We start from the raw sequence: 26,302 nt of genomic DNA on the forward strand, positions 1-26,302 counted from the left end.
AGCGGAGGGATGACGCGTGGCGTCGGTGACCTACGAGGGTGCGACGAGACGCTTCGCGGACGGTCAGAAACCGGCCGTGGACGCGCTGGACCTGGCCGTCGCCGACGGTGAGTTCATGGTGTTGGTCGGCCCGTCGGGATGCGGTAAGTCGACCAGCCTGCGAATGGTCGCGGGCCTGGAACCGGTCGAGTCCGGAGCGATCCTCATCGATGGAGCCGACGTCGTCGGCGTGGCCCCGAAGGCTCGGGACGTCGCGATGGTCTTCCAGAACTACGCGCTCTATCCGAACATGACAGTGGCCGCGAACATGGGCTTTGCGCTGCGCAACGCCGGGATGAGCAAGGACGACACCGCGCGCCGCGTGTCGGAGGTGGCCGAGATGCTGGAGCTCACCGCGCTGCTGGATCGCAAGCCGGCGAAACTGTCAGGTGGGCAGCGTCAGCGGGTGGCGATGGGTCGTGCGATCGTCCGGCGCCCCAAGGTGTTCTGCATGGACGAACCGCTGTCGAATCTCGACGCGAAGTTGCGGGTCAGTACCCGCGCCCAGATCGCCTCCATGCAGCGCGAACTCGGCATCACCACCCTGTACGTCACGCACGACCAGGTCGAGGCGATGACGATGGGGCACCGGGTGGCGGTCCTCGATCACGGTGTGCTGCAACAGGTCGGGACGCCCCGAGAGATCTACTCCCGTCCGGCGAACCTGTTCGTGGCGTCCTTCATGGGTTCGCCGCAGATGTGCCTGATCGACGCCCGGGTCGAGAACGAGTCGGTCCGACTCGGTGATGCGAGCGTGCGGGTCCCGGGCTCGGTGCTCGCGTCGCTGACCTCGCGCGACGTGGTCGTGGGGCTGCGTGCCGAATCCTGGCAGGTGTCCGCGGTTCCCCAGTCCGGCACCCTGTCCGCGACGGTGGACCTCGTCGAGGAACTCGGCGCCGAGCAGTTCGTCTATTGCAGCGCGGACCTGTCGCTGCGGAACAGCCGGGTCGTCGTCCGCGTCGACCATCGGCGGACCATCGAGGCCGGCGACGTAATCGGATTGACGCCGGTGGTCGACGAGACCTACTGGTTCGATCCCGTCACCGGGGTCGCACTCGACGATCCGAGCCGCCACGAACTGAATTCGGGGCGACCGCTGCGTGTTCGGTGACCGCGTGTTCGGTGACTGGGGCCGTGATCCGGTCGGGTCGCGTGTAGACCACCATCGACTCGCCGCGTGAGAATCCGACGAGCGTGATCCCGAGGTCGTCGGCGGCGTCGACGGCCAGCGAGGACGGCGCCGACACGGCACAGAGCATGGGGATGCCGGCCATGGCGGCCTTCTGAACCAGTTCGAAACTCGCTCGGCCGGAGACCTGCAGGACCGTGCCGGTGAGCGGCAGTCGATCGGCGAGTACAGCCCACCCGACGACCTTGTCGACGGCGTTGTGCCTGCCGACGTCCTCGCGGACCGTCAGCAACGTTCCGTCCGCGGCGAACAGAGCCGCGGCGTGCAGACCGCCGGTCTTGTCGAAGACGGTCTGTTCGGCGCGTAACCGATCGGGCAGATCCAGGACGGCGTTCGCTGCGATCGTCATCGGGTCGGCGCCGGGGTCGTGGACCGACGCGGTGTGCACGGACTCGATGCTGTCCTTGCCGCAGATGCCACAGGCGCTCGTCGTGGTGGTGGCACGCGCGAGTCCGGGACCCGCCGCGGGAACGTGCGCGGCGAGTGAGACGTCGACGACGTTGTAGGTGTTGATCCCGTCGGCGTCGGTGCCCGCGCAGTAGCGGGCGGTCGAATAGTCCGCGCCGGTCGTGATCACGCCTTCGGAGACGAGGTAGCCGGCGACGAGTTCGAAGTCGTTGCCGGGCGTGCGCATGGTCACCGAGATGGTCGTCCCGCCCACCCGGATCTCGAGCGGTTCCTCCACCGCGAGGGTGTCGGCACGCTGCGTCGGGGCGGCATCCCGTCGGATGCGGGTGACGCGGCGCCGTGCGGTGATTCGTCCCACCGTTCCGACCTTAGTTGTCCGTGCGTAGGACGGTCGTCGACGGGGATGGCCTCACAAGTCGAGTGCCACTCAAAGCAGCTGAGTTACGCATCGAAAGCCCATCGTGCCGCGGCAACAGCCGCTGCGAAACGTTGGCGAAGTGAACGCTTTCGGCCCTGACTGCCGCGACGTTTTCGCAAACTCTCTTCTTCTCCGGTCGGAGGCAAGTTGGGCATGAGCATCATGACAGCAGCAGCACGAATGAGAAGTGCGGCGTGAATCTGGTCGACCTGGTAGGTAAAGCCGTGTGCGATGAGGTTCCGAAGATTCTGCCCTTCGGGCAGGAGCAGTGTTTGAATAAAGCGTATCCAGTCTTCATCCATCCCTTCTTTTTCTAATAGAGGCAGCAATGCCCCGAGGCCCGGAAACTGGCCAATCTTCTTATTCTGCTCAACCCGATACAATGGAGCGTTGACTAGAAGTAGTAGCCTTCGGGCTCCTGATTCGACGAATGGTGTAATCAAGTACGCAGTCTCCAGGTATTGCCCATTCCAGAAAAGCAGAATTGCCCTCGCCATCACATGAGCATCCCTGGCGTTGCATTTCAGAGAGTTTCGCAAGAACTCTTCGATCTCAGGCCCTGCGGGACCGTATTCTCCAATTCTCTGAAGGGCTAGCGCCAGCATGCCGCCCATGGTGAGGGCATTGAAGTACTCTGTTCTCCGCACTTCGGAATCTGGTACCCCTTCGCCAGTGGCCGTCTCGGAACGCTCAGGAAGACCGTGCGCACCGAACTGCTGTGCAGGAAAAATCGAATGAAAGATTAGTCCAGAAAGACTAGTCTTAGTTGAGTCGACGTTTCTCTGATAGGAACCGGAAGGGGCGCTGGTGTCAAGCCATCGTTCAATTGCCAGTCGCCAATCGTGATCACGAGTGATATTCCGAACGAACGCCTCAACGAGATAAGGCCTCGGGCTAAGGTCAACTGGAAAGCGTATCCATTCTAAATCTGCCGGGTCAATCGCCTGCATCAATTTCACGGACGTTTCTCGAAGCTCGGGAACTCCAAGTTCTCCCGCGATGCGTGCCGCTTCGTTGTACCAGTAGAGTTTGAGGTGGTTTACCGTCGTCGAGTCGCCTGCAGTAATTCTGCTCCGGATACGAAGCTTCTTCGCCTCGACCTCGGGTAGAGGATTGATGACGTTTCTTTGGAGCAACTGCGCTATATAGTCAATGTGGTCGGGGGTTCCGTGTTTCTTTACGGCGCGATCTAACAGCGAATCGATATCAAACTGATCCGGACCTTGTGTCGAAGTCGGCGTTACAAGCGCTGCAAGTGCCGGTAATGCTATTCCAGGGAGAGGCTGTGGATTGGCAAACGTCTCCTCCGTCAATTGTGCGAGTAAGCGGCGACTTACGGCCGCCCCAGCGTAATTCTTGGAGTTTCGCGACAAGCTCCACGCGCGCATCGCGCATTCGGTCCGCGCGGAAATCGCGAGTGATGGGATAGATGCCGCTTCAAGGTACGCATCCACAGCACCCGACAGGTGTGCCCCGACGTCTCCGTCCCTGCGCGAAAAGAGGATATCGTGGAGGTAACCGACAACGAGTGGGTGCGACACTTGGGCAGAAAGCGCTCTCCAAAACTCGACAGAATCTTCCTGAGCATCGGCAAGTGGCACGGGGTAGCAACTCTTCGAACCGGCCGAGGTGACTGACGTCAGCTCGGCCCCAGCCCGCTTCGGGTCCGTCATCGCAACCGCGATGTGGTGATGAAACAGCTCCAGTAGCTGGCGTGCGAGAGGGTCACCGAGGGGAAGTGAAAGCCTTCGACTCGCTTCGAGAGCGAGACAATCCAGGGTCTGTCCGGCGACTGATGCAGCTGCATCGATCGCAGCTGCGATGTCGGGAATTGCCGCCGGGTTATGTATGAACTCCTCTTCGGCATCATCCGCATCGACTAACACGTCATCGTCCATGTGCCAATCTTGTCACCTGCAGGTTCCAGTCGGGGCTATGGACGGCCCCTGAGTGCGCCAAGATTGACTCTCAGCAGTTCTGCAGTTGTCTTGTGTTCCGGGTGCGGGCCGTCGGGTGCCACCCAGCAAGTCGGTGCGGGCAATGCTGTCTATCCACCGGGCCGCCGAGCGAACTCGCACCCAGCTTTGGGGTGGGGCTACGCCGCGACCTCCTGAACTCTATGCCAACTAGGCCTCACACATCCATCACCAGGGTGACCGGACCGTCGTTGACGAGGTCAACCTCCATGTGCGCGCCGAAACGCCCGGTGGCCACGGTGGCCCCGAGAGTCCGGAGCGCGTCGACCACCGCCTCGACCAGGGGTTCGGCGACGGGGCCGGGCGCGGCGGCGTTCCACGACGGGCGTCGACCCTTGGCGGTGTTGGCGTAGAGCGTGAACTGGCTGATGACGAGGATCGGTGCGTCGACGTCGACGGCTGCCCGTTCGGGTCCGTCGTCGCCGTCGAAGATCCGCAGACGCCAGATCTTGTCGGCGAGCTTGGCGGCGTGGTCGGCGGTGTCGTCGTGCGTGACCCCGACGAGCGCGACGAGTCCCGAGCCGCCGTCGTTGATGTCGAGTGCACCGACGACCTCACCGTCGACGCTCACACTGGCTCTGCTGACCCGTTGGAGTACGGCGCGCATGTCGATGTCGGCTCTCAGTCGAGGGCGAAGGTGACGTTCACGGTGAACGTGAGTTCCTGCTGCCCGGGTTCGACCGGGACCGGCGCCGCGGCCACATCGCGTTCGAAGGTGCCCGGTGCCGCGGACTTCTCCTGACCACTCGTGCTCTCGGTGATGGTCAGGACCTTGCCGAGGGAGTCGCCGGCGAGGTTCGCGTATTGCTCGGCGCGACCGCGTGCGTCGGTGAACGCCGCCTCGCGGGCCTGGTCGAGGAGATCCGAGTCGTCGTCGATGGCGAAGGACACGTTGCTGATGCGGGTGTTGTCGCCGCCCGCGGTGGCGGCCGCACTCAGCACGGCGGAGGCCTTCGCGATGTCCCGGATGGTCACCCGGATCGTGTTGGTCGCCAGGTAGCCCCCGACCTCGCTCGTCGCGCCGGGGGAGGGGTTCGTGTACTGCGGGTTCACCGACACCTGCTGTGTCGCGACGTCCTTGCGCTCCACCCCGGCGGCGACCACCGCGTCGGTGACGGCGGTGACCTTGGCGCTGGTCTCGTTCAGCGCGGTGGTGACGTCGGAGGCGGTGGCCTCCACACCGATGTCGGCGCGCAGGGTGTCCGGGGTGCCGGTCACCTGTCCCGTTCCGACCACAGTCACCGACCGCGGCTGGTCGCCGGCCGGGTCACTCCCGCAGCCGGACACGACGACCGCCACCGCAGCGATCACGGCCAGTGCCGACGCCCGCACGATCGTGCGGTTTCCGCGGCCGGTCCTCATCGATCCGCCGGATCGCGCATGACGAGGGCGAGCAGCCACCCGACGACCGACACGACGATCGCGCCGAAGATCGCCGACCAGAAGAAGTCGTCGACCTCCAGACCCCAGTGCGTCGTGTTGCGCGTGATCCACGCGGTGAGTTCGAGCATCGCCGCGTTGATGACGATGTGGATCAACCCGAGCGTGAGGATGTAGAAGGGGATCGCGATGATCTGCACGACGGGCTTGATGATCGCGTTGAGGACACCGAAGATCACGGCGACGACCAGCGCGATGCCGATCTTCTCGGCGGTCGTCGAACCGCCCACGAAGTCGATACCGGGAACGATCAGCGTCGCGACCCACAGCGCCACCGCGGTGAGCACGGTCCGGACGAGGAAGGCAAGCATGGGCGACAGTCTGCCAGTTCGGGTCCACTCTCGGGGTCAGGGACTGCTCGACCTCGTTCCAACAGTTGGTGCCCCAGGTGGGAGCCGTCCTCGGAGAGATCGTCTGGGCATGCGCCGCTGCTGCGCGCGATCGGGTGACCTCGCGAGCCTGATTTCCGTACTCGCGTGGTGAGAATGCTAGTCCGGAGTCGGGCGGGGACGGTAGGGGACCGAGTCGCTGACCTCGGGATCGACATGGATGGGCCGACCGAGTTGGGGGAATGCGCGCTGGGAACACGCCGGACGGTCACAGACCTTGCACCCGGCGCCTATCGGTACGACGGTACGGGTATCGGTGAGATTCACTCCGGTGGAGTAGACGAGGCGCTCGGCGTGCGCGACGTCGCAACCCAGTCCGATCGCAAAGCTCTTGTGGGGGCTGAGGTATCCGCCGGGTTCTGCGGTGGTGCGGGCGAGCCAGAAGTACGAGCGCCCATCGGGCATGGACGAGACCTGGGTGACGACCCGTCCCGGTGTGGCGAACGCGTCGTGTACGACCCAGAGCGGGCAGCTCCCGCCGACCCGAGAGAAGTGGAACGCGGTAGCGGACTGACGTTTCGAGATGTTCCCCGCTCGGTCGACGCGCACGAAGATGAACGGGATTCCGCGACTGCCCGGGCGCTGCAGGGTCGACAGGCGATGGCAGATGGTCTCGAAACCGACTTCGAAACCGAGGCTGAGCACTTCGATGTCGTAGTGGGCGGTGGCGGCGGCCCGCCGGAAGACCTCGTAGGGGAGTAGTAGTGCTCCGGCGAAATAGTTGGCCAGCCCGATACGGGCAACCGGGACGGCTTCGTCGCTGAGATCATCGGCGTCGGCGAGAATCCCGTCGATCACCTCCGATTGGGTGACCATGGCCAACTGGGTCGCCAACTGGAACGCGCGTTGTCCCGCGGTCAGTCGTCCGGCGAGGTGCACGGTGCGGTCGGCGGGATCGAACCGTCGTTTGGGCGTGTATGCGCGCGCTGTCGGATCGGGATCATGCGCGATGGCTACGCGGATACCGTGGTCGGCGGCGAGGACCTCGGCAAGCTGGAGATCGAGACCGCCTATCGAGAGGCCGTTTTCGGTGAAGATCCGCTCGGCGGCCAGGTCGAGAACGTCGATGTGATTGCGTCGGTCGTAGAAGAAATCGCGGACCTCCTCGAAAGGCATCGGGGTCGACGCCGGACGGGCCGCGTCGCCGGACACCTGCGCCCGGTAGTTCTCCACTTCGCCGGCGGCTGCGGTCAGGCGGCGATGCAGGTTCACAAGCGTCGTGCCGACCGCCGGCATGCGCGCGACGAGTTCGGCGATCTCCGCGCGGCTGATGTCGGGGATGTCGGGCTGGGCGGCCAGGACGTCGGCGAGGTCGGCAACCAGCCGGGCGTCTCCGTCCGGGGCGAAATAGTCGGCGTCGAGGTCGAATTCGCGCGACAACGTCAACAACACGGGCACCGTGAGTGGTCGCTGATCGTTCTCGAGTTGGTTGACGTAGCTGGTCGATAGGTCGATGCGCCGGGCCAGCGCGGCCTGCGACAGCCCTCGTTCGTCGCGCAGCCGACGGAGGCGCGCACCCACGAACATCCGTCGACCGGAGGTTCCGTCCGTTGCTCTCACCACGACGGCAGCATAGCGGGCGAGGAATCCACAACGTTCGCAAGATTGGCTGATCGCATCCGCAAGAGTACGCATCTGCCAGGGCTTTTCACGGATGACCAGCGATGCGTACGGTGCGAACATGATCACTCACCACGTTCGCACCCGCCGCAGCTCCGAGGATTTTCCACAGTCTGAGCACCTTGCTCAGAAGATCGCCGACATCGCGGTCGATCCGGTCGAGGTGCCCGCGGACACCCGCGACATGATCATCAACCGCATCATCGACAACGCTGCCGTGAGTGCCGCCTCGGTCATCCGTCGGCCGGTCACCTCGGCACGTCGGCAGGCGCAGGCTCATCCGAAGGCGCAGGGCGCGCGGGTATTCGGGGTCGAAGGTGGCTTCTCGCCGGAGTGGGCGGCATGGGCCAACGGAGTCGCGGTGCGCGAGCTCGACTTCCACGACACCTTCCTGGCCGCGGAGTACTCCCATCCCGGCGACAACATCCCGGCGCTGGTCGCGGTCGGTCAGCACGTCGGTGCCAGCGGCCACGATCTGATCCGCGGGCTGGCCACCGCTTACGAGGTCCAGGTCGACCTCGTTCGTGGAATGTGTCTGCACGAGCACAAGATCGACCACGTTGCCCACTTGGGGCCGTCGGTGGCCGCGGGCCTGGGAACCATGTTGGACCTCGACGCCGAGACCATCTACCAGGCGATCGGGCAGGCGTTGCATCTGACCACGGCCACCCGCCAGTCGCGCAAGGGTCTGATCTCCAGCTGGAAGGCTTTCGCACCGGCGCACGCCGGCAAGATCGCTGTCGAGGCCGTCGACCGGGCGATGCGCGGTGAGGGCGCCCCCGCACCGATCTGGGAGGGCGAAGACGGCGTCATCGCCTGGCTGCTGAGTGGTCCCGAGGCCGAGTACATGATCCCGCTGCCCGGGCCGGGTGAGCCGAAGAGGGCGATCCTGGACACCTACACCAAAGAACACTCCGCGGAGTACCAGAGCCAGGCCCCGATCGACCTCGCCCGCCGGATGCGCGAGAAGATCGGCGATTTCGACGACGTCGAGTCGATCGTGCTGCACACCAGCCACCACACCCATGTCGTCATCGGGACCGGGTCGGGGGACCCGCAGAAGTTCGATCCGAGTGCAAGCCGCGAGACCCTCGACCACTCCGTGATGTACATCTTCGCCGTCGCGCTCCAGGACGGCACCTGGGATCACGAGAAGTCCTATGCACCGGAGCGGGCCAACCGGCCCGACACCATCACGCTGTGGCAGAAGATCTCCACTGTCGAGGACCCCGAATGGACACGCCGATATCACTCGACCGACCCGAACGAGAAGGCCTTCGGTGCAAAGGCGGTCATTACCCTGCGCAACGGCGACATCATCACCGACGAGCTCGCCGTCGCCGACGCGCATCCGCTCGGCGCCCGCCCGTTCGGCCGTGACCAGTACATCGCCAAGTTCCGGTCGATGGCCGAGGGCGTCATCGACACCGACGAGCAGGATCGCTTCCTCGGCGACGTCGAGAAGCTCGAGACCCTCACCCCCGGCAGTCTCTCCACGCTGAACACGCTTGTGCTGCCGGCGGTCCTGGACAAGGCCCCGCAGACCGGGAAGGGCATCTTCTGATGACATCGACCACCTCCGACTCCACGGTCTCGGGTCTGTTCTCGTCGAGCACCTCCGCATCGGCGAAGCGGCAGACCCTGCGGGCGAGCCTCGATTCCGGGACCCTCCAGCGTTGGCCGGGAGCATTCTCGCCACTCGTGGCAAAACTGATCGCGGACATCGGTTTCGATGGTGTCTACGTTTCCGGCGCGGTGCTCTCGGCCGACCTGGGACTTCCCGACATCGGGCTCACCACCCTCAGCGAAGTCGCGGCGCGCGCCGGAACCATCGCCCGCGCAACCGAACTGCCCACTCTCGTCGACGCCGACACCGGCTTCGGCGAACCGATGAGCGCCGCTCGTACCGTCGCGATGCTCGAGGACGCAGGGCTCGCCGGATGTCACCTCGAAGATCAGGTGAATCCCAAGCGCTGCGGCCACCTCGACGGCAAGGACGTCGCGCCCGTCGGGGATATGGTCAAGCGACTCGGCGCGGCGCTCGCCGCCCGCCGCGACAGCGACTTCGTCATCTGCGCCCGCACCGATGCCCGCGCGATCGAGGGACTCGACGCCGCCATCGACCGGGCCAAGGCCTACGCCGACGCCGGCGCCGACCTCATCTTCACCGAGGCCCTGCGCGACCTCGGCGAGTTCGAGCGGTTCCGCAAGGCCGTCGACGTGCCGCTGCTCGCCAACATGACCGAGTTCGGCAAGTCCGACCTGTTGACTGCCGAGCAGTTGACGAGTGTCGGTTACAACGCCGTCATCTATCCGGTGACCACATTGCGGATCGCAATGGGCGCGGTCGAGCGCGGCCTGCGTGACATCGACTCGCAGGGAACACAATCCGCGATGCTCGACGACATGCAGCACCGCAGCAGGCTGTACGAATTGCTTCGTTACGAGGACTACAACGACTTCGACTCCGACCTGTTCAATTTCACCATCGAGGGAGCACCGCAATGACCACAGCCGACGCGGGCGCCGCCGACACGGTCGAGACCCCCACCATCTACAAAGGACTCGCCGGTGTCGTCGTCGATACCACGGCCATCTCCAAGGTCGTCCCCGAGACCAATTCGCTGACCTATCGCGGGTACGCCGTGCAGGATCTGGCCGAGCACTGCTCGTTCGAGAAGGTCGCCTACCTGCTCTGGCACGGCGAACTCCCCACCGACGGGCAACTGGCGCTGTTCACGCAGCGTGAACGCGCGTACCGGCGACTCGATCGAACGATCCTGTCTGTCGTGCACCGTATTCCGGAGAACTGTCACCCGATGGATGTGGTGCGCACCGCGATCAGTTTCCTGGGCACCGAGGACCCTGACGAAGAACTCAGCACCCCGGAAGCCAACTACGACAAGTCGCTTCGGATGTTCGCCGTCCTGCCGACCATCGTCGCCGCCGACATGCGCCGTCGCCGCGGTCAGGATCCCATCGCTCCGCACCACGGACTGGGGTATGCCGAGAACTTCCTGAACATGTGCTTCGGTGAGGTTCCCGATCCGGTGATCGTCCGGGCGTTCGAGCAGTCGATGGTGCTGTACGCCGAACACAGTTTCAACGCATCGACTTTCGCCGCCCGCGTGGTCACGTCGACGCAGTCCGACATCTACAGTGCGGTCACCGCGGCGATCGGTGCGCTGAAGGGGTCGTTGCACGGCGGGGCCAATGAGGCGGTCATGTACGACATGATCGACATCGATCGGCCCGACCGCGCCGCGCCCTGGCTCACCGCGAAACTCGACGCCAGGGAGAAGGTCATGGGTTTCGGCCATCGCGTCTACAAGAACGGTGACTCGCGAGTGCCGACCATGAAGAGGGCCCTCCTCGACGTTGCGGATCATCTCGGCGAGACGAAGTGGTGCGAGATCTACGGTGAACTCGAAGCCGTCATGGATGCGCGGACCGGGATCAAACCCAACCTCGATTTCCCCACGGGTCCTGCGTATTACCTGATGGGTTTCGACATCGGTTCCTTTACCCCGATCTTCGTGATGAGCCGGATCACCGGTTGGACCGCCCACATCATGGAGCAAGTGGCCTCCAACGCCTTGATACGCCCGCTCAGCCAGTACTCCGGATCGCCCCAGCGGTCGCTGACCTCGGCCTAGCCGCCACATCCCAGCCCGACGAGAGAGAGTCACGTGTTCGAGAAAGTCCTGGTCGCCAACCGCGGCGAGATCGCTGTGCGCGCCTTCCGCGCATCCTTCGAACTCGGTGCCCGAACGGTTGCGGTCTTCCCTTACGAAGACCGCAATTCGGTGCACCGGACGAAAGCCGATGAGTCGTATCAGATCGGGAATCCGGGTCAACCGGTGCGCGCGTATCTGTCGGTCGAGGGGGTGGTCGCGGCGGCAGAACGCTCCGGCGCTGACGCGGTCTACCCGGGTTATGGATTCCTCTCGGAGAACCAGGGATTGGCCCGGGCGTGCGCGGAGGCCGGGATCACTTTCGTCGGGCCGTCGGCCGACGTGCTCGAGCTGACCGGAAACAAGGCGACGGCGGTGGCCGCTGCCAAGGCGGCCGGACTGCCGGTGCTGGCGTCGTCGGAGCCGTCGGCGGATGTGGACGAGTTGGTGCGGGCCGCGCACGACATGGACTTCCCGGTGTTCGTGAAAGCCGTCGCCGGCGGCGGGGGCCGAGGTATGCGCCGGGTGGAGGAGATCGCCGGCCTGGCCGATGCGATCAGAGTGGCCTCTCGAGAGGCCGAGGCCGCCTTCGGCAATGCGACGGTGTTCCTGGAACAAGCTGTCGTCAACCCGCGCCACATCGAGGTGCAGATCCTCGCCGACACCCAGGGCAATGTCATCCATCTTTTTGAGCGGGACTGCTCGGTGCAGCGCCGTCACCAGAAGGTGATCGAGCTGGCGCCGGCACCGAACCTCTCCTCGGCGCTGAGGGAGCAGATCTGTTCCGACGCAGTCGCCTTCGCCCGGCACATCGGGTACACCTGTGCCGGGACCGTCGAGTTCCTGCTCGATGAACAGGCCGCCGCCGGGAGCGCAGCGAGCGGGGCGAGTGAGTCCAAGCCTTATGTGTTCATCGAGATGAATCCGCGAATCCAGGTCGAACACACGGTGACTGAGGAGATCACCGACGTGGATCTGGTTGCCGCGCAGTTGCGGATCGCCTCGGGTGAATCACTCGACGACCTCGGTCTGAGTCAGGACGGGCTACAGATCCGCGGTGCGGCGATGCAGTGCCGCATCACCACCGAGGATCCGGCCGACGACTTCCGGCCTGCCGTCGGGCGTATCACCGCCTACCGCAGTCCCGGGGGTGCCGGGGTGCGCCTGGATGGTGGCGCGGTACTCGGTGGGGAGGTCAGCGGTCATTTCGACTCGATGCTCGTCAAACTGACGTGCCGAGGACGCGATTTCGCCACTGCGGCGCGACGGGCCCGACGTGCGGTGGCCGAGTTCCGCATCCGCGGTGTGGCCACCAACATCTCGTTCCTGCAGGCGGTGCTCGACGACGTCGACTTCCGCGAGGGGCGGGTCACGACCTCGTTCATCGAGGACCGGCCCTGGTTGCTGACCTCGCGATCGTCGGCCGATCGCGGCACGAAGATCCTGACCTACCTGGCCGATGTCACCGTCAACAAGCCCCATGGCGAGCGCCCGACCTCGGTCTACCCGCGCGACAAGCTACCCACCCTGGACCGGGTGACGCTGGCATCGCCTCCGGACGGATCGCGGCAACGGTTGCTGGCATCGGGGCCACAGGGATTCGCCGATGACCTCCGCGATGCGACGGCGCTGGGCGTCACCGACACCACCTTCCGCGATGCGCATCAGTCGCTACTGGCAACAAGGGTGCGTACGACCGGCCTGATGGCCGTGGCTCCGTATATCGCGGCCATGACTCCGCAGTTGCTGTCTCTGGAGTGCTGGGGTGGTGCCACCTACGACGTCGCGCTGCGCTTCCTGAAGGAGGACCCGTGGGATCGGCTGGCGCAGCTGCGCGAAGCGGTGCCCAACATCTGTCTGCAGATGCTGCTGCGCGGCGCGAACACCGTCGGCTACACGCCGTACCCCACGAAGGTGACCACCGCGTTCGTCGCCGAGGCGACGGCGACTGGGATCGACATCTTCCGGATCTTCGACGCGTTCAACAACATCGAGGCGATGCGCCCGGCGATCGATGCGGTCCGCGAGACCGGCACGGCGGTGGCGGAAGTGGCGATGTCCTACACCGGCGACCTGGCGGACCCGGCCGAAGATCTGTACACCCTCGACTACTACCTCCGGCTGGCCGAGCAGATCGTCGATGCCGGTGCGCACGTGCTGGCGATCAAGGACATGGCCGGGCTGCTGCGTGCCCCTGCTGCGACAACGCTGGTGTCGGCGTTGCGCCGGGAGTTCGACCTGCCGGTGCACGTGCACACCCACGACACCCCCGGTGGGCAGTTGGCGACCTATCTCGCGGCGTGGCAGGCCGGAGCATCGGCGGTCGACGGCGCCAGCGCCGCGCTGGCCGGCACCACCAGCCAGCCCGCGCTGTCCGCGATCGTCGCCGCGGCCGCGCATTCCGACCGCGACACCGGCCTCGACCTCCAGGCGGTCTGCGATCTCGAGCCATACTGGGAAGCGCTGCGAAAAGTGTACGCGCCCTTCGAATCGGGGTTACCGGCGCCGACCGGACGTGTGTACACGCACGAGATCCCGGGCGGGCAATTGTCGAACCTGCGGCAACAAGCCATCGCGCTCGGACTCGGGAACAGATTCGAGGCGGTCGAAAAAGCCTATGCCGCCGCCGACCGCATGCTGGGCAGGCTGATCAAGGTCACCCCGTCGTCGAAGGTCGTGGGCGATCTCGCGCTGGCACTGGTGGGCAAGGGGATCACCGCCGAGGAGTTCGCCGCCGATCCGCGGTCCCACGACATCCCGGACTCGGTGATCGGTTTCCTGCGAGGCGAGCTCGGCGACCCGGCCGGCGGGTGGCCGGAACCGTTGCGAACGGTCGCGCTCGAAGGACGCGCCGACGCGGCGGCGACCGAGGACCTGTCGGCCGAGGACTCGGTGGCATTGGACACCGCGGGGCCGGAGCGGCAGCACACCCTCAGCCGACTCCTGTTCCCAGGTCCCACAAAGGAGTTCGACGACCATCAGGAAACCTACGGCGACACCTCACGGCTGTCGGCGAATCAGTTCTTCTACGGGTTGCGTTACGGCGAGGAGCACCGCGTCGAGCTCGAACCGGGCGTGGAGTTGCTCATCGGGCTCGAGGCGATCAGCGAACCCGACGACAACGGCATGCGCACCGTCATGGGCATTCTCAACGGACAACTGCGGCCGGTGCAGGTGCGTGACCGATCGGTCGACGCCGAGGTGGCTGTCTCGGAGAAGGCGGACCGGGCCGACCCCCGTCACGTCGGCGCACCGTTTGCCGGGGTCGTCTCGCTGAGTGTCGGTGTCGGCGACGAGGTCGCCGCCGGCGCGGCCATCGGCACCATCGAGGCCATGAAGATGGAGGCCACGATCACCGCACCCGTCGACGGCAGGGTCGCGAGGCTGGCGATCGACGCGATCACGCAGGTCGCGCCTGGCGATCTGCTCGTCGAGATCGGTTGACGCACAACACGCAGTCGGTATTGCAGACCGCGGCCGTCGCACTCACGGGAGAGTGCGACGGCCGGGGTCATTTGTGGAGCCGGTTGACTGCCTAGCCGGACAGCGGGATCGTCCCGCGCAGTCGCGTTGCCGCGGCCACCATGTTGGTGAGCGAGCCCACCACCTCCGGGGTCCCGCGGGTCTTCAGCCCGCAATCCGGGTTGACCCACAGACGGGAAGCGCCGACGCTCGACAGCGCCGACGACAGGGCCGAGAAGATCTCGTCCTGGTCGGGCACGCGCGGCGAGTGGATGTCGTAGACACCCGGGCCCACCGCGTTACGAAAGCCTGCCTCGTCGAGGTCGTCGAGCACCTCCATGTGAGACCGCGCCGCCTCGATCGAGGTGACGTCGGCGTCGAGGTCGGCGATCGCTCCGATGACCTCGCCGAATTCCGAATAGCAGAGGTGCGTGTGGATCTGCGTGTCGTCGCGGACCCCGGAGGTCGCGATGCGGAACGCCCGAACGGCCCACGCCAGGTACGCGGGCTTGTCCGCGTCACGCAACGGCAGCAACTCGCGCAGAGCGGGTTCGTCGACCTGGATGATCCCGACCCCTGCCCTCTCGAGGTCGACGGTCTCGTCACGGATGGCGAGCGCGATCTGATCGGCAGACGCCGACAGCGGCTGGTCGTTGCGAACGAAAGACCAGGCAAGAATCGTCACCGGGCCGGTCAGCATGCCCTTGACCGGTTTGCTGGTGAGCGTCTGTGCGTAGGTGATCCAGTCGACTGTCATCTGTTTCGGCCGGCTCACATCGCCGTAGAGGATCGGTGGCCGCACGCACCGCGAGCCGTAGGACTGCACCCAACCGTTTGCCGTCGCGAAGTATCCCTCGAACTGCTCGGCGAAGTACTGCACCATGTCATTGCGTTCGGGTTCCCCGTGCACGAGAACGTCGAGGCCGATCGACTCCTGCAGCGCCACGACGTCGGCGATCTCCGCCTTCATCCGGTTCTCGTACCCGGTGCGGTCGATCTCGCCCGACCGGAACGCGGCCCGTGCCAGCCGGATGGCAGAGGTCTGCGGATAGGAACCGATCGTGGTGGTCGGCAGCGGGGGCAGTCCCAGACGCTCCTGCTGGGCGGCGAGGCGATCATCGGCCGGGCCGCGCGTCGCGTCGGTATCGGTGACGGCGTCCAGGCGTGCGCGGACCTCGGCGTTGCGCAGGCGAGGATCCGTGGCGCGGCTGGCCAACGCCATCGAGCTCTCGGTGAACGCGGCCGCCTGCGCGGCGCGACCCTCGCGCAACGCCGACGACAACACCGCTACCTCGTCGAACTTCTCGGCGGCGAAGGCGAGCCAGCCGCGGAGGTTGGTGTCGAGCTCGTCCTCCGCGTCCACGGTGTAGGGGATATGAAGGGTCGAGCACGACGTCGAGACGGCAATGGAACGGGCGGAACCGATCACGGTGGCCAGCGTGGCCGCGGCCTGGTCCAGGTCGGTGCGCCACACGTTGCGGCCGTCGACCACGCCGGCGATCAGCAGCTTGTCGGCCAGGCCCGGGGTGCCGGCCACCGTCTCGACCGAGCCGTCGACGAGGTCGACCGCGATGGCCTCGACCGGGGTCCGGGCCAGATCTGCCAACCGATCACCGGCGTCGCCGAAGTACGTCGCCACCGCGATGGCCGGACGCCGCTCGTGGGAGCCCAGGGCGTTGTACACCGATTCGGTCCGCGGACCCAGGTCCGCGGCGGCATCGGTCACCAGGACGGGTTCGTCCAGCTGAACCCACTCGACGCCTGCGCCAGCCAACTGCGTCAGAAGGTCTCGGTACAGGGGCACCAACTCATCGAGGCGATCGAGCGGCGCGCCCGCCCCGTCGACCGCCTTCGACAGCGTCAGGAAGGTCACCGGGCCGACGATCACCGGGCGGGCCGGCAGACCCAGTTCCCTGGCTTCGGCGACCTCGGCCAACACCTTCGACGGATTCAACCGGAACGTGGTCGACGGGCCGATCTCGGGGACCAGGTAGTGGTAATTGGTGTCGAACCATTTGGTCATCTCGAGTGGGGTCACCTCGGCGGTTCCGCGGGCCGCCGCGAAGTAGCGGTCGAGCGGATCGTCGATCCCGGCGAACCTCGCCGGGAGTGCGTCGAGGAGGACCGTGGTGTCGAGCACCTGGTCGTAGTACGAGAACGTGTTGACCGGGACGGAGTCGTGGCCGGCCTCGATGAGCTCGGCCCACTGCTCGCTGCGTAGGCGCTGCGAGACGGTGGCGAGCTCGGTTCGGTCGATGCGACCGGACCAATAGCTTTCGACGGCCCTCTTCAGTTCGCGCCGGGGGCCGATGCGCGCGGTGCCGAGGACGGTGGTCGTGAACGGTGCCGCGGAGCTGCGGCGGACGGTGTCGGACATGGACGTCGACTTCTCCTACTGACGGTGGATGGTTCACCGCCCAGCAGGGGAGATCGATCGGACCCACGCCGCGCGCAGCAGAGAGCGCGCGACGATCGCCGGTTCGACCTGCGCCCAATCCTCGAGGCGGCGAGCCACCGGACGCGGCGCGTCCGGTACACCTGGCAGGTCTTCGGGCTCACCGTCGCTCTCGATCGAGATTTCGCTGATCGAGGTTCCTACTGACCGTCGCTTCCCAAGCCGGAGCTCAGTGCTGTTGACGGTGGTCGTTACGGCATACCGCTGCGGGGACAGCTCCGGATTCGAACCGGATTCCCTCTCGTCCGCCGGCGGAATGCCGGCGACTCGACGCCGCGAAAAGAGAGCTGAAAAGACCTCCGACGCGGCGAACCACATGCGCCGTCGACCCTAGCCCAGCAAGGTCGATCCGCCGAACACCGGTGGTTCGACGCGCAGAGGTCAGCCGTCGATCTGAGCACGGCGGAAGTCCATCATCGCGCGGATCGCATCGTCGGACGGAGGGGTCCCCGGCTGAAAACGTACGGTGCCCTTCTCCACGTCGAAACCGTCGAGAAGCGGCCGTCCGGCGTCGACCGCCTCGGGGCTGAACGGGTAGAGACCGATGTGCTTCTTGGTGCGCATCACCGAGAGGAGCGGGCTTCCTCGATAGGTCAGGGCCGGCATGCCGTAGCCCTTGCCCTGCTCGGTGCCGGGGACCGTGCTGCGAGCCACGTCGTAGATGTGGGCGACCGCGTCGCGGTCGGCGGGGTCGAGCCCGTGGAGATAGTCGTCGACGGTGCCCATGCGGTGAGGCCTCTCTGCGACGCCAGGCGCGCATTTGGCCTGGCCTGGTCGTTCGCGTAACATGGACCGTCGGTGCGCATCGCGTGCCGGGCATCGGCGTGTCAGCACGCGGGCCCGGGCGGCGCACACCGGGTACAGGTCCTCGCGGATCGGTGCCCACACCCTAACGGACAAACACTGAGTCAACCCGGTCAACGGCCGCTGCATCGTCGAGATGTCGTGGTCACGGCCAGGATCGCGGAGGACATGGCGAAGAAAGACGGGGCCATCGAGGTCGAGGGTCGAGTGATCGAACCCCTGCCCAATGCGATGTTTCGTATTGAGCTGGAGAACGGACACAAGGTTCTCGCCCACATCAGCGGCAAGATGCGGCAGCACTACATCCGCATCCTGCCCGAGGACCGGGTCGTCGTGGAACTCTCGCCCTACGACCTGGCTCGTGGGCGAATCGTGTACCGCTACAAGTAAGACTTTCCCGGCGATGCCGGGGACAGACTTCCCGGACATCCGTTCGGGAGGAGACCGACACCCACGTGCACGGCCGCTTCGGCGTGCGCGCGGGCGAGCCGAGCAGGAGAGATTGACGTGAAGGTTCAGCCGAGCGTCAAGCCGATCTGCGAGAAGTGCAAGGTGATCCGCCGCAACGGTCGGGTCATGGTGATCTGCGAGAACCTGCGTCACAAGCAGCGTCAGGGCTGATCACGCGCACCCTCCGGGTCGCTTGAGTCAGAACAACTGAAGACCGACAACTGAACAACACAGGACCTCCCAACACCAGCGGCGACAGACGCGTCACCGCCTACCTCCGGATCAGAGGCCGGAGCCCACGAGGCCGGACACACGGTTCGGCACCAGCTCGCGGGACGGACTGGGAGCAGACCTCTGAGAATCGAAAAGGAAATCCGCCACATGGCACGTGTTGCTGGTGTGGATCTCCCCCGCGAGAAGCGGCTGGAGATCGCACTGACCTACATCTACGGAGTTGGACGTACCACCTCCAAGGAGATCCTCGAGGGAACGGGCCTGAGCCCCGACCTGCGAGCCAAGGATCTCACCGACGCAGACGTCTCGAAGCTGCGTGAGTACATCGAAGCCTCGGTGAAGGTCGAGGGTGACCTGCGTCGCGAGGTGCAGGCCGATATCCGTCGCAAGATCGAGATCGGCTGCTACCAGGGTCTGCGCCACCGTCGTGGCCTGCCCGTGCGTGGACAGCGCACCAAGACCAATGCCCGCACTCGCAAGGGCCCGAAGAAGACCATCGCCGGGAAGAAGAAGTAATGCCTCCGAAGTCACGTAGCGCAGGCCCCAAGAAGGGCACCCGCCGTCGCGATAAGAAGAACGTCCCGCACGGCCACGCACACATCAAGTCGACGTTCAACAACACCATCGTGTCGATCAGCGATCCCAGCGGCAACATCATCAGCTGGGCGTCGTCGGGCCACGTCGGTTTCAAGGGCTCGCGCAAGAGCACCCCGTTCGCGGCTCAGCTCGCGGCCGAGAACGCTGCGCGCAAGGCCCAGGAACACGGCGTCAAGAAGGTCGACGTCTTCGTCAAGGGACCGGGTTCGGGTCGCGAGACCGCCATCCGCTCCCTGCAGGCAGCCGGCCTCGAGGTCGGCACCATCTCCGATGTGACCCCGCAGCCGCACAACGGTTGCCGTCCGCCCAAGCGGCGCCGGGTCTAGCGGGAAAGGAAGAGATAAGACATGGCTCGTTATACCGGCCCCGCAACAAAGAAGTCCCGTCGCCTCCGCGTCGACCTCATCGGTGGAGACGCAGCGTTCGAGCGTCGCCCCTACCCGCCCGGCCAGCACGGCCGTTCGCGGATCAAGGAGAGCGAGTACCTGCTCCAGCTGCAGGAGAAGCAGAAGGCCCGCTTCACCTACGGCGTCATGGAGAAGCAGTTCCGCCGCTACTTCGAAGAGGCGAACCGTCGCAACGGCAAGACCGGTGACGAACTGCTGAAGCTCCTCGAGACCCGTCTCGACAACGTCGTCTACCGCTCGGGCATCGCCCGGACCCGTCGCCAGGCCCGCCAGCTGGTCAGCCACGGCCACTTCACCGTCAACGGTGTGAAGGTCGACGTGCCCAGCTACCGCGTCAGCCAGTACGACATCATCGACGTCCGCCCGAAGTCGCTGCAGACCGTCCCGTTCCAGATCGCCAAGGAGCTCGTCGGCGATCGTCCGGTCCCGGGTTGGCTCCAGGTCGTGCCGTCGACCCTGCGCATCCTCGTGCACAGCGTGCCCGAGCGTGCTCAGATCGACGTCCCGCTCACCGAGCAGCTCATCGTCGAGTTCTACTCGAAGTAAGACACACCGTCCGACAGCAAACAGCTGTTCGGTATCCCTTCTACGAAGTCATATAGCGGGCTTCACAAGGAGAAACAGAAATGCTCATCTCACAGCGACCCACCCTCACCGAGGATGTCCTTGCCGAGAACCGCTCGAAGTTCGTCATCGAGCCGCTCGAGCCGGGCTTCGGTTACACCCTCGGTAACTCGCTGCGTCGTACCCTGCTCAGCTCGATCCCGGGCGCCGCCATCACCAGCATCCGGATCGACGGTGTCCTCCATGAGTTCACGACCGTCGCCGGGGTCAAGGAAGACGTCACCGACATCATCTTGAACCTCAAGGGCCTCGTGGTCAGCTCCGACGAGGACGAGCCGGTCACCATGTACGTCCGCAAGCAGGGTCCGGGCACCGTCACCGGCGCCGACATCGTGCCCCCGGCCGGTGTCACCGTGCACAACCCCGATCTGCACATCGCGACCCTCAACGACAAGGGCAAGCTCGAGATCGAGCTCGTCGTCGAGCGGGGCCGCGGCTACGTTCCGGCCGTGCAGAACAAGGCGTCGGGTGCCGAGATCGGCCGCATCCCGGTCGACTCGATCTACTCGCCGGTGCTCAAGGTGACCTACAAGGTCGAGGCCACCCGTGTCGAGCAGCGCACCGACTTCGATCGGCTCGTGCTCGACGTGGAGACCAAGAACTCGATCAGCGCGCGTGACGCGCTGGCGTCGGCGGGCAAGACCCTGGTGGAGCTGTTCGGGCTCGCCCGGGAGCTCAACGTCGAGGCCGAGGGCATCGAGATCGGGCCGTCGCCGGCGGAGGCCGACCACATCGCGTCGTTCAGCCTGCCGATCGAGGATCTCGAGCTGACCGTTCGTTCCTACAACTGCCTCAAGCGCGAGGGTGTGCACACCGTCGGCGAGCTGGTTGCCCGGACCGAGTCGGATCTGCTCGACATCCGCAACTTCGGCCAGAAGTCGATCGACGAGGTCAAGGTCAAGCTGCACGCGCTCGGCCTGTCCCTCAAGGACAGCCCGGCCAGCTTCGATCCGTCGCAGGTCGCGGGTTACGACCCGGCCACCGGCACGTGGTCGGAAGACGCGTCCTTCGACGCCGATTCCGGTGAGGATTTCGCGGAGACCGAGCAGCTGTAGTCGCTCTACAGCGGCGGTAGCTGTCATTCGCACACACCCCTGACTTCCGCATCGTGTGATGCGGGGTCCTCCTAGGAGAAGACAATGCCCAAGCCCACCAAGGGACGCCGCCTCGGCGGGTCGGCCAGCCACCAGAAGGCGATGCTGGCGAACCTCGCCACGTCGCTCTTCGAGCACGGCCGCATCACCACCACGGAAGCCAAGGCCAAGCGCCTGCGTCCGTACGCGGAGAAGATCATCACCCACGCCAAGGCCGGCAAGCTGGCCAACCGTCGTGAGGTGCTGAAGGACATCCGCAACAAGGACGTCGTGCACACGCTGTTCGACGAGATCGGCCCGTTCTTCGCCGATCGTCCCGGTGGTTACACCCGCATCATCAAGACGCTGCCGCGCAAGGGCGACAACGCCCCCATGGCCGTGATCGAGCTGGTGCGCGAGACCACCGCGTCGAGCGAGGCAAGCCGTGCGACCCGCGTCGCCGCCTCCAAGAAGGCCGCCGAGGACAAGCTCGACGCCACCGAAGAGGTTGTCGCCGATACCGACTCCTCCGACTCTGCGGAGAACGTGGTGGAGGCTGTCGAAGCAGACGCCACCGACGCCCAGGTCGCCAACGCCGACGCCGTCGCCGAAGCTGTCGATGACGAGTCGACCGCGGCAACCGCTCCCGATGCCGAGGCAGCCGGAGCCGACGTCGACGGTGACAAGAAGTAGTCGACTGAGTCGAGAACCGCAGACCGAACCCGTCGGCGCCGATTCCGGTGCCGACGGGTTCTGTCGTCTCCGCTTCGACATCTCCTACGACGGGACCGATTTCGCCGGGTGGGCACGGCAGATCGGTCAGCGCAGCGTGTGCGAGGACCTCGAGACACGGTTGTCGACGGTGCTGCGCGTCCCCGTCCGCCTGACGGTGGCGGGCCGAACAGACGCCGGCGTCCACGCGACGGGGCAGGTCGCGCACGCCGACGTTCCGCGTTCGGCACTGGCGACTCGGTCGATCGCCGGTGACCCCTCGACGCTCGTCGGGCGGCTGGCGAAGATGTGTCCCGGCGACGTACGGGTGACAGCGGTGCGGGTGGTCCCCGGCGAGTTCGACGCGCGGTTCTCGGCCTTACGTCGTCACTACCGCTACCGCCTGACCGATGCGCGGTGGGGTCCCGAGCCGGTGGTGGCCCGCACGACGTCGACGTGGCGTCGACCCCTCGACGTCGACGCGATGAACGCCGCGTCGTCGGAGTTGTTGGGGCTCAATGACTTCGCGGCATTCTGTCGTCGGCGCGAAGGTGCGACGACGATTCGCGACCTGCAGCGTTTTGCCTGGACTCGGGATGCCGACGGCGTGCTGATCGGCGAGGTGAGCGCGGACGCGTTCTGCTGGTCGATGGTGCGTTCGCTCGTCGGCGCGGTCGCGAGCGTCGGCGATGGCCGACGTGACATCGACTGGTGCCGTGCACTTCTCGCGAAGCGGGAGCGCAGCAGCGAGGTGCCGGTCGCCGAGGCTCGCGGACTCTGTCTGGTCGGCGTCGACTATCCGGCCGACGACGAACTCGCCGCCCGCAACACGGTGACCCGCGACGTCCGCGGGTCGACCGGGTGCTGCGGGGGTTGATGCTCAAGGGGCTGACGCACACCGCCCCTGAAATCCGCTCTCCACAGATTTATCGACGACGAAATGTCGGCCGTGTCGCTCTGGAGGGTGGATTTCAGGGGCGGTTGCGCTCGATGCTGCAGATTTGTGCAGGCGGTCGGCTCAGTTGCCGAGCTTGAGGCCGTTCTTGTCCCGCACGTTGCCGGTCAGCATCATGATGCCGTCGACGAGTGCCCAGACGGCGACACCGAAGATGATGACGAAACCGATGAGAACGATCGCCGTGATGTACCCGAGTACCGTCAGGCCCAGCTGGATCGCGCCGGTCTTGTTGTCGCCGATGTAGAAGCGGCCGACGCCGAGGCTGCCGAGGAAGATCTGCAGCAGGCCCGCCACGAGCTTGGACTTGTCCGACAGCGGTTCACCCGTCGCGGGATCGCGGCCGTAGGGCGCGGTGGGATCGGGCGCCCCGCCGTAACCGTACTGGGGAGCCCCATAACCCGGGGTGGGGTACGCCGGCGCCGCTCCATAGGGCTGGGCCCCGTACTGCTGCTGGGCCCCGTACTGCTGGTCACCGAATTGCTGTTGGGCCCCGTACTGCTGCTGCGCATCGTAGGGCTGGCCGGTTCCGTACTCTTGCGCGCCGGACGGCTGTGAACCGTACTGCTGGGACCCGTACTGGTCGGCCCCGTACTGGGGAGATCCGTACTGCTGCGAGCCGTATGGGGACTGGGTGTCCTGGCCGGCGCCGAAGGCGGTCGTGGCCCCGGAGTCCTGCGTCGAGTCGGTCGGCGTCGTGCCGGGCTGGCTCTGGTCGGAGGGTGCAGGGTTCTTGACGAACGGATCGTGCGGCTTGTCCCCGGAGTTGTCGGGACTGGTCATCAGGTGGTCCTCCTCGTGGGTGATCGACTCATCTTTGTGTGTTCGGGCGTTCAGGCCCTGGTTGCCAGGTCGCGCGCGTAGTACACCCGCCCGGACACATCGCTCATGGTCCACGGCGAGGTGGCCGGGATGTTGGTGACGTGCATACCGCCGCCCGCGCCCCGGACCCGAACCTGGATGTAACCCGTCGTGCGGCGTTCTTTCATGAGCAAGAACAGCAGACTCAGAAAGCAGACCAGAAAGAAACCGACGAGCGCCAGCACCAGGCCCGTCTGGGACATCTGTTCGGTCGACACCGACATGTCGGTGACCTCCCACTGCGAACCCGCGATCGGGAACGTACCCGAGGGCGTGATCACGTAGTGCTGGGTACACGTGATGTCGCCGATGACGACCAACGGCGGCTCGGGGAGGGCTGCAGCGCCGGCGTCGAAGTAGGGCATGTTCTGCCCGGGAATCGCACCGGGAGTCGGGAATTGGGCCGGCGCGGACATGAACCCGGGGCTCGAGTCGTACGCGTTCGGCTGATGCGGCAACGGCCATGTGCCGTGGTCGCCGCTACCGGGGTGGGTCATCCCGCAATGGTGGCACACCCGATGCCTCGGTGGGTCAGGTGGCGTTGCGCTCGTCTTCGAAGGCCTCGAGGACCTCGTCGACGGTGTCGTCGTCGCCGACGAACTGCTCGGGGTGCGCCCCCTCGGTCATGAGGTGGCGCCAGTTGAGCGGATCGAACTCGACCGGGGCGTGGCGCGAGATGAAGTCGATGACGACGCGGCAGAATCGTTCCGGGTCGTCGTGGAACGGGAAATGACCCGAGCCGGAGAATGTTTCGAGTTCTGAATGCGGGATCGCCGAATGTGCCAGCTCGCCGTGATGGTAGGGGATGACGATGTCGCGATCGCCCCAGACGAGAAGGACGGGTAACCGCTCGGTCAGGTAACAGCGATCGAGCATGGTGACAGACTGGCCCCGCCAGTCGACAACTGCGCGCAGGGTACGCAGGAAGGCGGCCGACGCGGTGGGGTCGGCGAGCCCGCCCAGCACGCGCATCAGGTCCTCGTGGTCGGCCAGGAGATGCTTCGGTGTCGCCGACGACGGGAACAGCGGCGGCACCGGGGCGGCCACGACCGCCTTGGCGATGGTGGTGAGGCCCGGTACCACGCCGGGGATGCGGAGGGTCGACAACAGTTGTGGGATCACCGGGAGGGAGAACAACCGCAGGGCCGGGTTGACGTCGCGGGTGACTCCGCCGGCGGCGACCAGCACGAGGCGTTCGACGAACCGCGGGAACTGGTAGCAGAACTGCATCGCCACACCGCCACCGAGCGAGTGACCGACGACGGTGACCTTGCTGATGCCCAGCACGACGAGCAGGTCGCGCATGCCGTTGGCGAAGGCCGGTACGGAGTAGTCGGCTCGGGGTTTGGCCGAGTGCCCGTGTCCGAGGAGGTCGGGCGCGATGACGGTGTAGTGCTGCGCGAGGATCGGGATGACCTCGTCCCACGTCGACGAGTTGTCACCGATCCCGTGGATGAGCAGCAGCGCAGGTCCAGTACCCGCGATCCGGTACGCACGACGGTAGCCGTGGATGGTGTGGTACTCGACTCGGACGTCGGTGTCGGAGACCGGACGGAGTGTGGGGCCCGAGGTCGTCGTGGGCCCGGATGTCTGCGTCGGCACGGGTGATCTCCTCCTGGCTCGGGTCGGTCGGTCGGCGACGCGCTGATTCCCGCCAGTAAACCGCATGCCGCGCCGTCGTGCTCGCCGGGATGGGCGGGGGGCGGGTTACCGGCGTCTTAATGTCTGCCGACAGCTCGGCCATCCGGCTGCTGGAAAGCGCGGGCCGTGTCCGGACGTCACTACTCTGGACGTGGTGAACCCCTTCGACATCGAGTCGTTCGTCGCGACCGGTGGCCTCATCGGTCTGTGTGTGCTGATCTTCGTCGAGACCGGCATCCTGGTCGGGTTCATCTTCCCGGGGGACTCGGTGTTGTTCACCGCGGGCGTGTTCGCGGCCCAACCCGATCCGTTCGCTCCGCTGTGGTTGCTGTGTCTGGCCGTGCCCCTGGCGGCGATCGTCGGTGACCAGTGCGGCTACTTCATCGGCCGTCGGGTCGGACGCAGCGTCGTCGAGGGAAAGCTGATGCGCACCATCGGGCCCGAGTACCTCGCGAAGACCAATAAGTACTTCGACCGTTTCGGTCCTCTCACCGTCTTCTTCGGCAGGTTCATCGGGATCGTGCGGACCCTCACCCCGCTGGTCGCCGGGTTCAGTGGCATGCCGCACCGCACGTTCACCTTCTTCAGCGTGCTGGGCAGCTTCGTCTGGGCGGCCGGGATCATCCTGCTCGGCTACTTCCTCGGCAACGTTCCGTTGATCCGCGACAACATCGAGATCTTCATCATCGGTTCCGTGCTCACCATCGTCGTGCCCACGTTCATCCACCTGGCACGCCGGTGGCGGATCGCGCGCAAGGTCCGGCGGGCGGACCGTTCGGACGCCGCTTAGGCGTCTGCGCCTTTGGGGGCGATCCATTCGGGGTAGCTGGGTGGTGCGGGTGGGTCGAGGGCGAGGAGGTTGTACCACTCCCAGG

25 protein-coding genes and 1 riboswitch are annotated in these 26,302 nt (G+C 65.9%); of the genes, 14 read left to right on the top strand and 11 right to left on the bottom strand.

The genetic code is table 11. From position 1 onward, the window contains the following. The first annotated feature begins 16 nt into the window (after window positions 1–16). The gene (locus tag MAY35_RS17025; protein WP_238422489.1) at window positions 17–1,150 is read left to right on the top strand and encodes an ABC transporter ATP-binding protein; all 1,134 of its coding nucleotides are present in this window, start codon (window positions 17–19) and stop codon (window positions 1,148–1,150) included. Here MAY35_RS17025 and fdhD read toward each other — a convergent pair. From fdhD to MAY35_RS17055, 6 genes are all read right to left on the bottom strand, one after another. Then, entirely contained in the window at window positions 1,080–1,994 is a 915-nt protein-coding gene (gene fdhD, locus MAY35_RS17030; RefSeq protein ID WP_238422490.1) for a formate dehydrogenase accessory sulfurtransferase FdhD, read from the bottom strand. The genes MAY35_RS17025 and fdhD overlap by 71 nt on opposite strands. Before the next feature lie 83 nt (window positions 1,995–2,077). Further along, on the bottom strand, window positions 2,078–3,952 hold the full coding sequence (locus tag MAY35_RS17035) for a hypothetical protein (protein WP_238422491.1): 1,875 nt from the start codon (window positions 3,950–3,952) through the stop codon (window positions 2,078–2,080). A 235-nt stretch (window positions 3,953–4,187) separates the two neighbouring features. Further along, the gene (dtd, locus tag MAY35_RS17040; protein WP_238422492.1) at window positions 4,188–4,637 is read right to left on the bottom strand and encodes a D-aminoacyl-tRNA deacylase; all 450 of its coding nucleotides are present in this window, start codon (window positions 4,635–4,637) and stop codon (window positions 4,188–4,190) included. Window positions 4,638–4,651: 14 nt separating this feature from the next. Continuing rightward, window positions 4,652–5,392, bottom strand: coding sequence for an SIMPL domain-containing protein (locus tag MAY35_RS17045; protein WP_238422493.1), 741 nt, complete (start codon window positions 5,390–5,392; stop codon window positions 4,652–4,654). Then, entirely contained in the window at window positions 5,389–5,781 is a 393-nt protein-coding gene (locus tag MAY35_RS17050) for a phage holin family protein (RefSeq protein ID WP_238422494.1), read from the bottom strand. Before MAY35_RS17050 ends, MAY35_RS17045 begins: the two co-directional genes overlap by 4 nt. Window positions 5,782–5,958: 177 nt before the next feature. Next, entirely contained in the window at window positions 5,959–7,386 is a 1,428-nt protein-coding gene (locus MAY35_RS17055) for a short-chain fatty acyl-CoA regulator family protein (RefSeq protein WP_238422510.1), read from the bottom strand. Window positions 7,387–7,540: 154 nt separating this feature from the next. On the opposite strand from MAY35_RS17055, the gene prpD reads away from it, so the two are divergent. From prpD to MAY35_RS17075, 4 genes are read left to right on the top strand one after another with little or no spacing between them, the layout of a single operon-like run. Next, a complete protein-coding gene (gene prpD, locus MAY35_RS17060; RefSeq protein WP_238422495.1) occupies window positions 7,541–9,043 on the top strand; it encodes a 2-methylcitrate dehydratase PrpD in 1,503 nt (500 codons plus the stop codon). Next, complete coding sequence (prpB, locus tag MAY35_RS17065) at window positions 9,043–9,987, top strand: methylisocitrate lyase (RefSeq protein ID WP_238422496.1); 945 nt, start codon at window positions 9,043–9,045, stop codon at window positions 9,985–9,987. Before prpD ends, prpB begins: the two co-directional genes overlap by 1 nt. Then, on the top strand, window positions 9,984–11,135 hold the full coding sequence (locus tag MAY35_RS17070; protein WP_238422497.1) for a bifunctional 2-methylcitrate synthase/citrate synthase: 1,152 nt from the start codon (window positions 9,984–9,986) through the stop codon (window positions 11,133–11,135). The genes prpB and MAY35_RS17070 overlap by 4 nt, the downstream gene beginning before the upstream one ends. 33 nt (window positions 11,136–11,168) lie before the next feature. Continuing rightward, window positions 11,169–14,597 carry a pyruvate carboxylase gene (locus MAY35_RS17075; protein ID WP_238422498.1) on the top strand — a complete coding sequence of 1,143 codons (3,429 nt, stop codon included), beginning with the start codon at window positions 11,169–11,171 and terminating at the stop codon, window positions 14,595–14,597. 91 nt (window positions 14,598–14,688) lie between these two features. Here the strand turns inward: MAY35_RS17075 and metE are convergent, their stop codons facing one another. Both metE and MAY35_RS17085 read right to left on the bottom strand, forming a co-directional pair. Next, on the bottom strand, window positions 14,689–16,992 hold the full coding sequence (metE, locus tag MAY35_RS17080; RefSeq protein ID WP_238422499.1) for a 5-methyltetrahydropteroyltriglutamate--homocysteine S-methyltransferase: 2,304 nt from the start codon (window positions 16,990–16,992) through the stop codon (window positions 14,689–14,691). A gap of 145 nt (window positions 16,993–17,137) precedes the next feature. Beyond that, window positions 17,138–17,355: riboswitch (cobalamin riboswitch) on the bottom strand. A 96-nt stretch (window positions 17,356–17,451) separates the two neighbouring features. After that, complete coding sequence (locus MAY35_RS17085; protein WP_238422500.1) at window positions 17,452–17,796, bottom strand: iron chaperone; 345 nt, start codon at window positions 17,794–17,796, stop codon at window positions 17,452–17,454. 246 nt (window positions 17,797–18,042) lie between these two features. Between MAY35_RS17085 and infA the strand changes: the two genes are divergently transcribed. The 8 genes from infA to truA all read left to right on the top strand — a co-directional run bounded on the left by infA (window position 18,043) and on the right by truA (window position 22,847). Further along, a complete protein-coding gene (infA, locus tag MAY35_RS17090) occupies window positions 18,043–18,264 on the top strand; it encodes a translation initiation factor IF-1 (RefSeq protein ID WP_004023539.1) in 222 nt (73 codons plus the stop codon). Window positions 18,265–18,381: 117 nt separating this feature from the next. Then, window positions 18,382–18,495 (top strand): 50S ribosomal protein L36, encoded by a 114-nt coding sequence (gene rpmJ / locus MAY35_RS17095; RefSeq protein ID WP_005207978.1) that lies wholly within the window; start codon window positions 18,382–18,384, stop codon window positions 18,493–18,495. Window positions 18,496–18,705: 210 nt separating this feature from the next. Then, entirely contained in the window at window positions 18,706–19,074 is a 369-nt protein-coding gene (rpsM, locus tag MAY35_RS17100) for a 30S ribosomal protein S13 (RefSeq protein WP_004023537.1), read from the top strand. Continuing rightward, window positions 19,074–19,481, top strand: coding sequence for a 30S ribosomal protein S11 (rpsK, locus tag MAY35_RS17105; RefSeq protein ID WP_004023536.1), 408 nt, complete (start codon window positions 19,074–19,076; stop codon window positions 19,479–19,481). Before rpsM ends, rpsK begins: the two co-directional genes overlap by 1 nt. Window positions 19,482–19,502: 21 nt before the next feature. Next, window positions 19,503–20,108 (top strand): 30S ribosomal protein S4, encoded by a 606-nt coding sequence (rpsD, locus tag MAY35_RS17110; RefSeq protein WP_086534445.1) that lies wholly within the window; start codon window positions 19,503–19,505, stop codon window positions 20,106–20,108. A gap of 80 nt (window positions 20,109–20,188) precedes the next feature. Further along, window positions 20,189–21,241, top strand: coding sequence for a DNA-directed RNA polymerase subunit alpha (locus MAY35_RS17115; RefSeq protein WP_010842198.1), 1,053 nt, complete (start codon window positions 20,189–20,191; stop codon window positions 21,239–21,241). A gap of 84 nt (window positions 21,242–21,325) precedes the next feature. Then, the gene (gene rplQ / locus MAY35_RS17120) at window positions 21,326–21,952 is read left to right on the top strand and encodes a 50S ribosomal protein L17 (RefSeq protein ID WP_238422501.1); all 627 of its coding nucleotides are present in this window, start codon (window positions 21,326–21,328) and stop codon (window positions 21,950–21,952) included. Further along, entirely contained in the window at window positions 21,909–22,847 is a 939-nt protein-coding gene (truA, locus tag MAY35_RS17125) for a tRNA pseudouridine(38-40) synthase TruA (protein WP_238422502.1), read from the top strand. Before rplQ ends, truA begins: the two co-directional genes overlap by 44 nt. Before the next feature lie 141 nt (window positions 22,848–22,988). On the opposite strand, the gene MAY35_RS17130 is transcribed toward truA, so the two are convergent. From MAY35_RS17130 to MAY35_RS17140, 3 genes are read right to left on the bottom strand one after another with little or no spacing between them, the layout of a single operon-like run. Continuing rightward, entirely contained in the window at window positions 22,989–23,708 is a 720-nt protein-coding gene (locus MAY35_RS17130) for a TM2 domain-containing protein (RefSeq protein ID WP_238422503.1), read from the bottom strand. Window positions 23,709–23,758: 50 nt separating this feature from the next. After that, the gene (locus tag MAY35_RS17135) at window positions 23,759–24,283 is read right to left on the bottom strand and encodes a hypothetical protein (protein ID WP_238422504.1); all 525 of its coding nucleotides are present in this window, start codon (window positions 24,281–24,283) and stop codon (window positions 23,759–23,761) included. Window positions 24,284–24,317: 34 nt separating this feature from the next. Then, window positions 24,318–25,388: an alpha/beta fold hydrolase gene (locus tag MAY35_RS17140; protein WP_238422505.1), complete on the bottom strand. Its 1,071-nt coding sequence runs from the start codon at window positions 25,386–25,388 to the stop codon at window positions 24,318–24,320. 193 nt (window positions 25,389–25,581) lie between these two features. On the opposite strand from MAY35_RS17140, the gene MAY35_RS17145 reads away from it, so the two are divergent. Beyond that, window positions 25,582–26,217, top strand: a complete 636-nt coding sequence (locus MAY35_RS17145) for a DedA family protein (RefSeq protein WP_238422506.1) — start codon at window positions 25,582–25,584, stop codon at window positions 26,215–26,217. Window positions 26,218–26,302: the final 85 nt, after the last annotated feature.

The sequence above is a fragment of the Gordonia sp. 'Campus' genome (genome assembly GCF_022206305.1).
In the GTDB taxonomy this organism is placed as follows: domain Bacteria; phylum Actinomycetota; class Actinomycetes; order Mycobacteriales; family Mycobacteriaceae; genus Gordonia.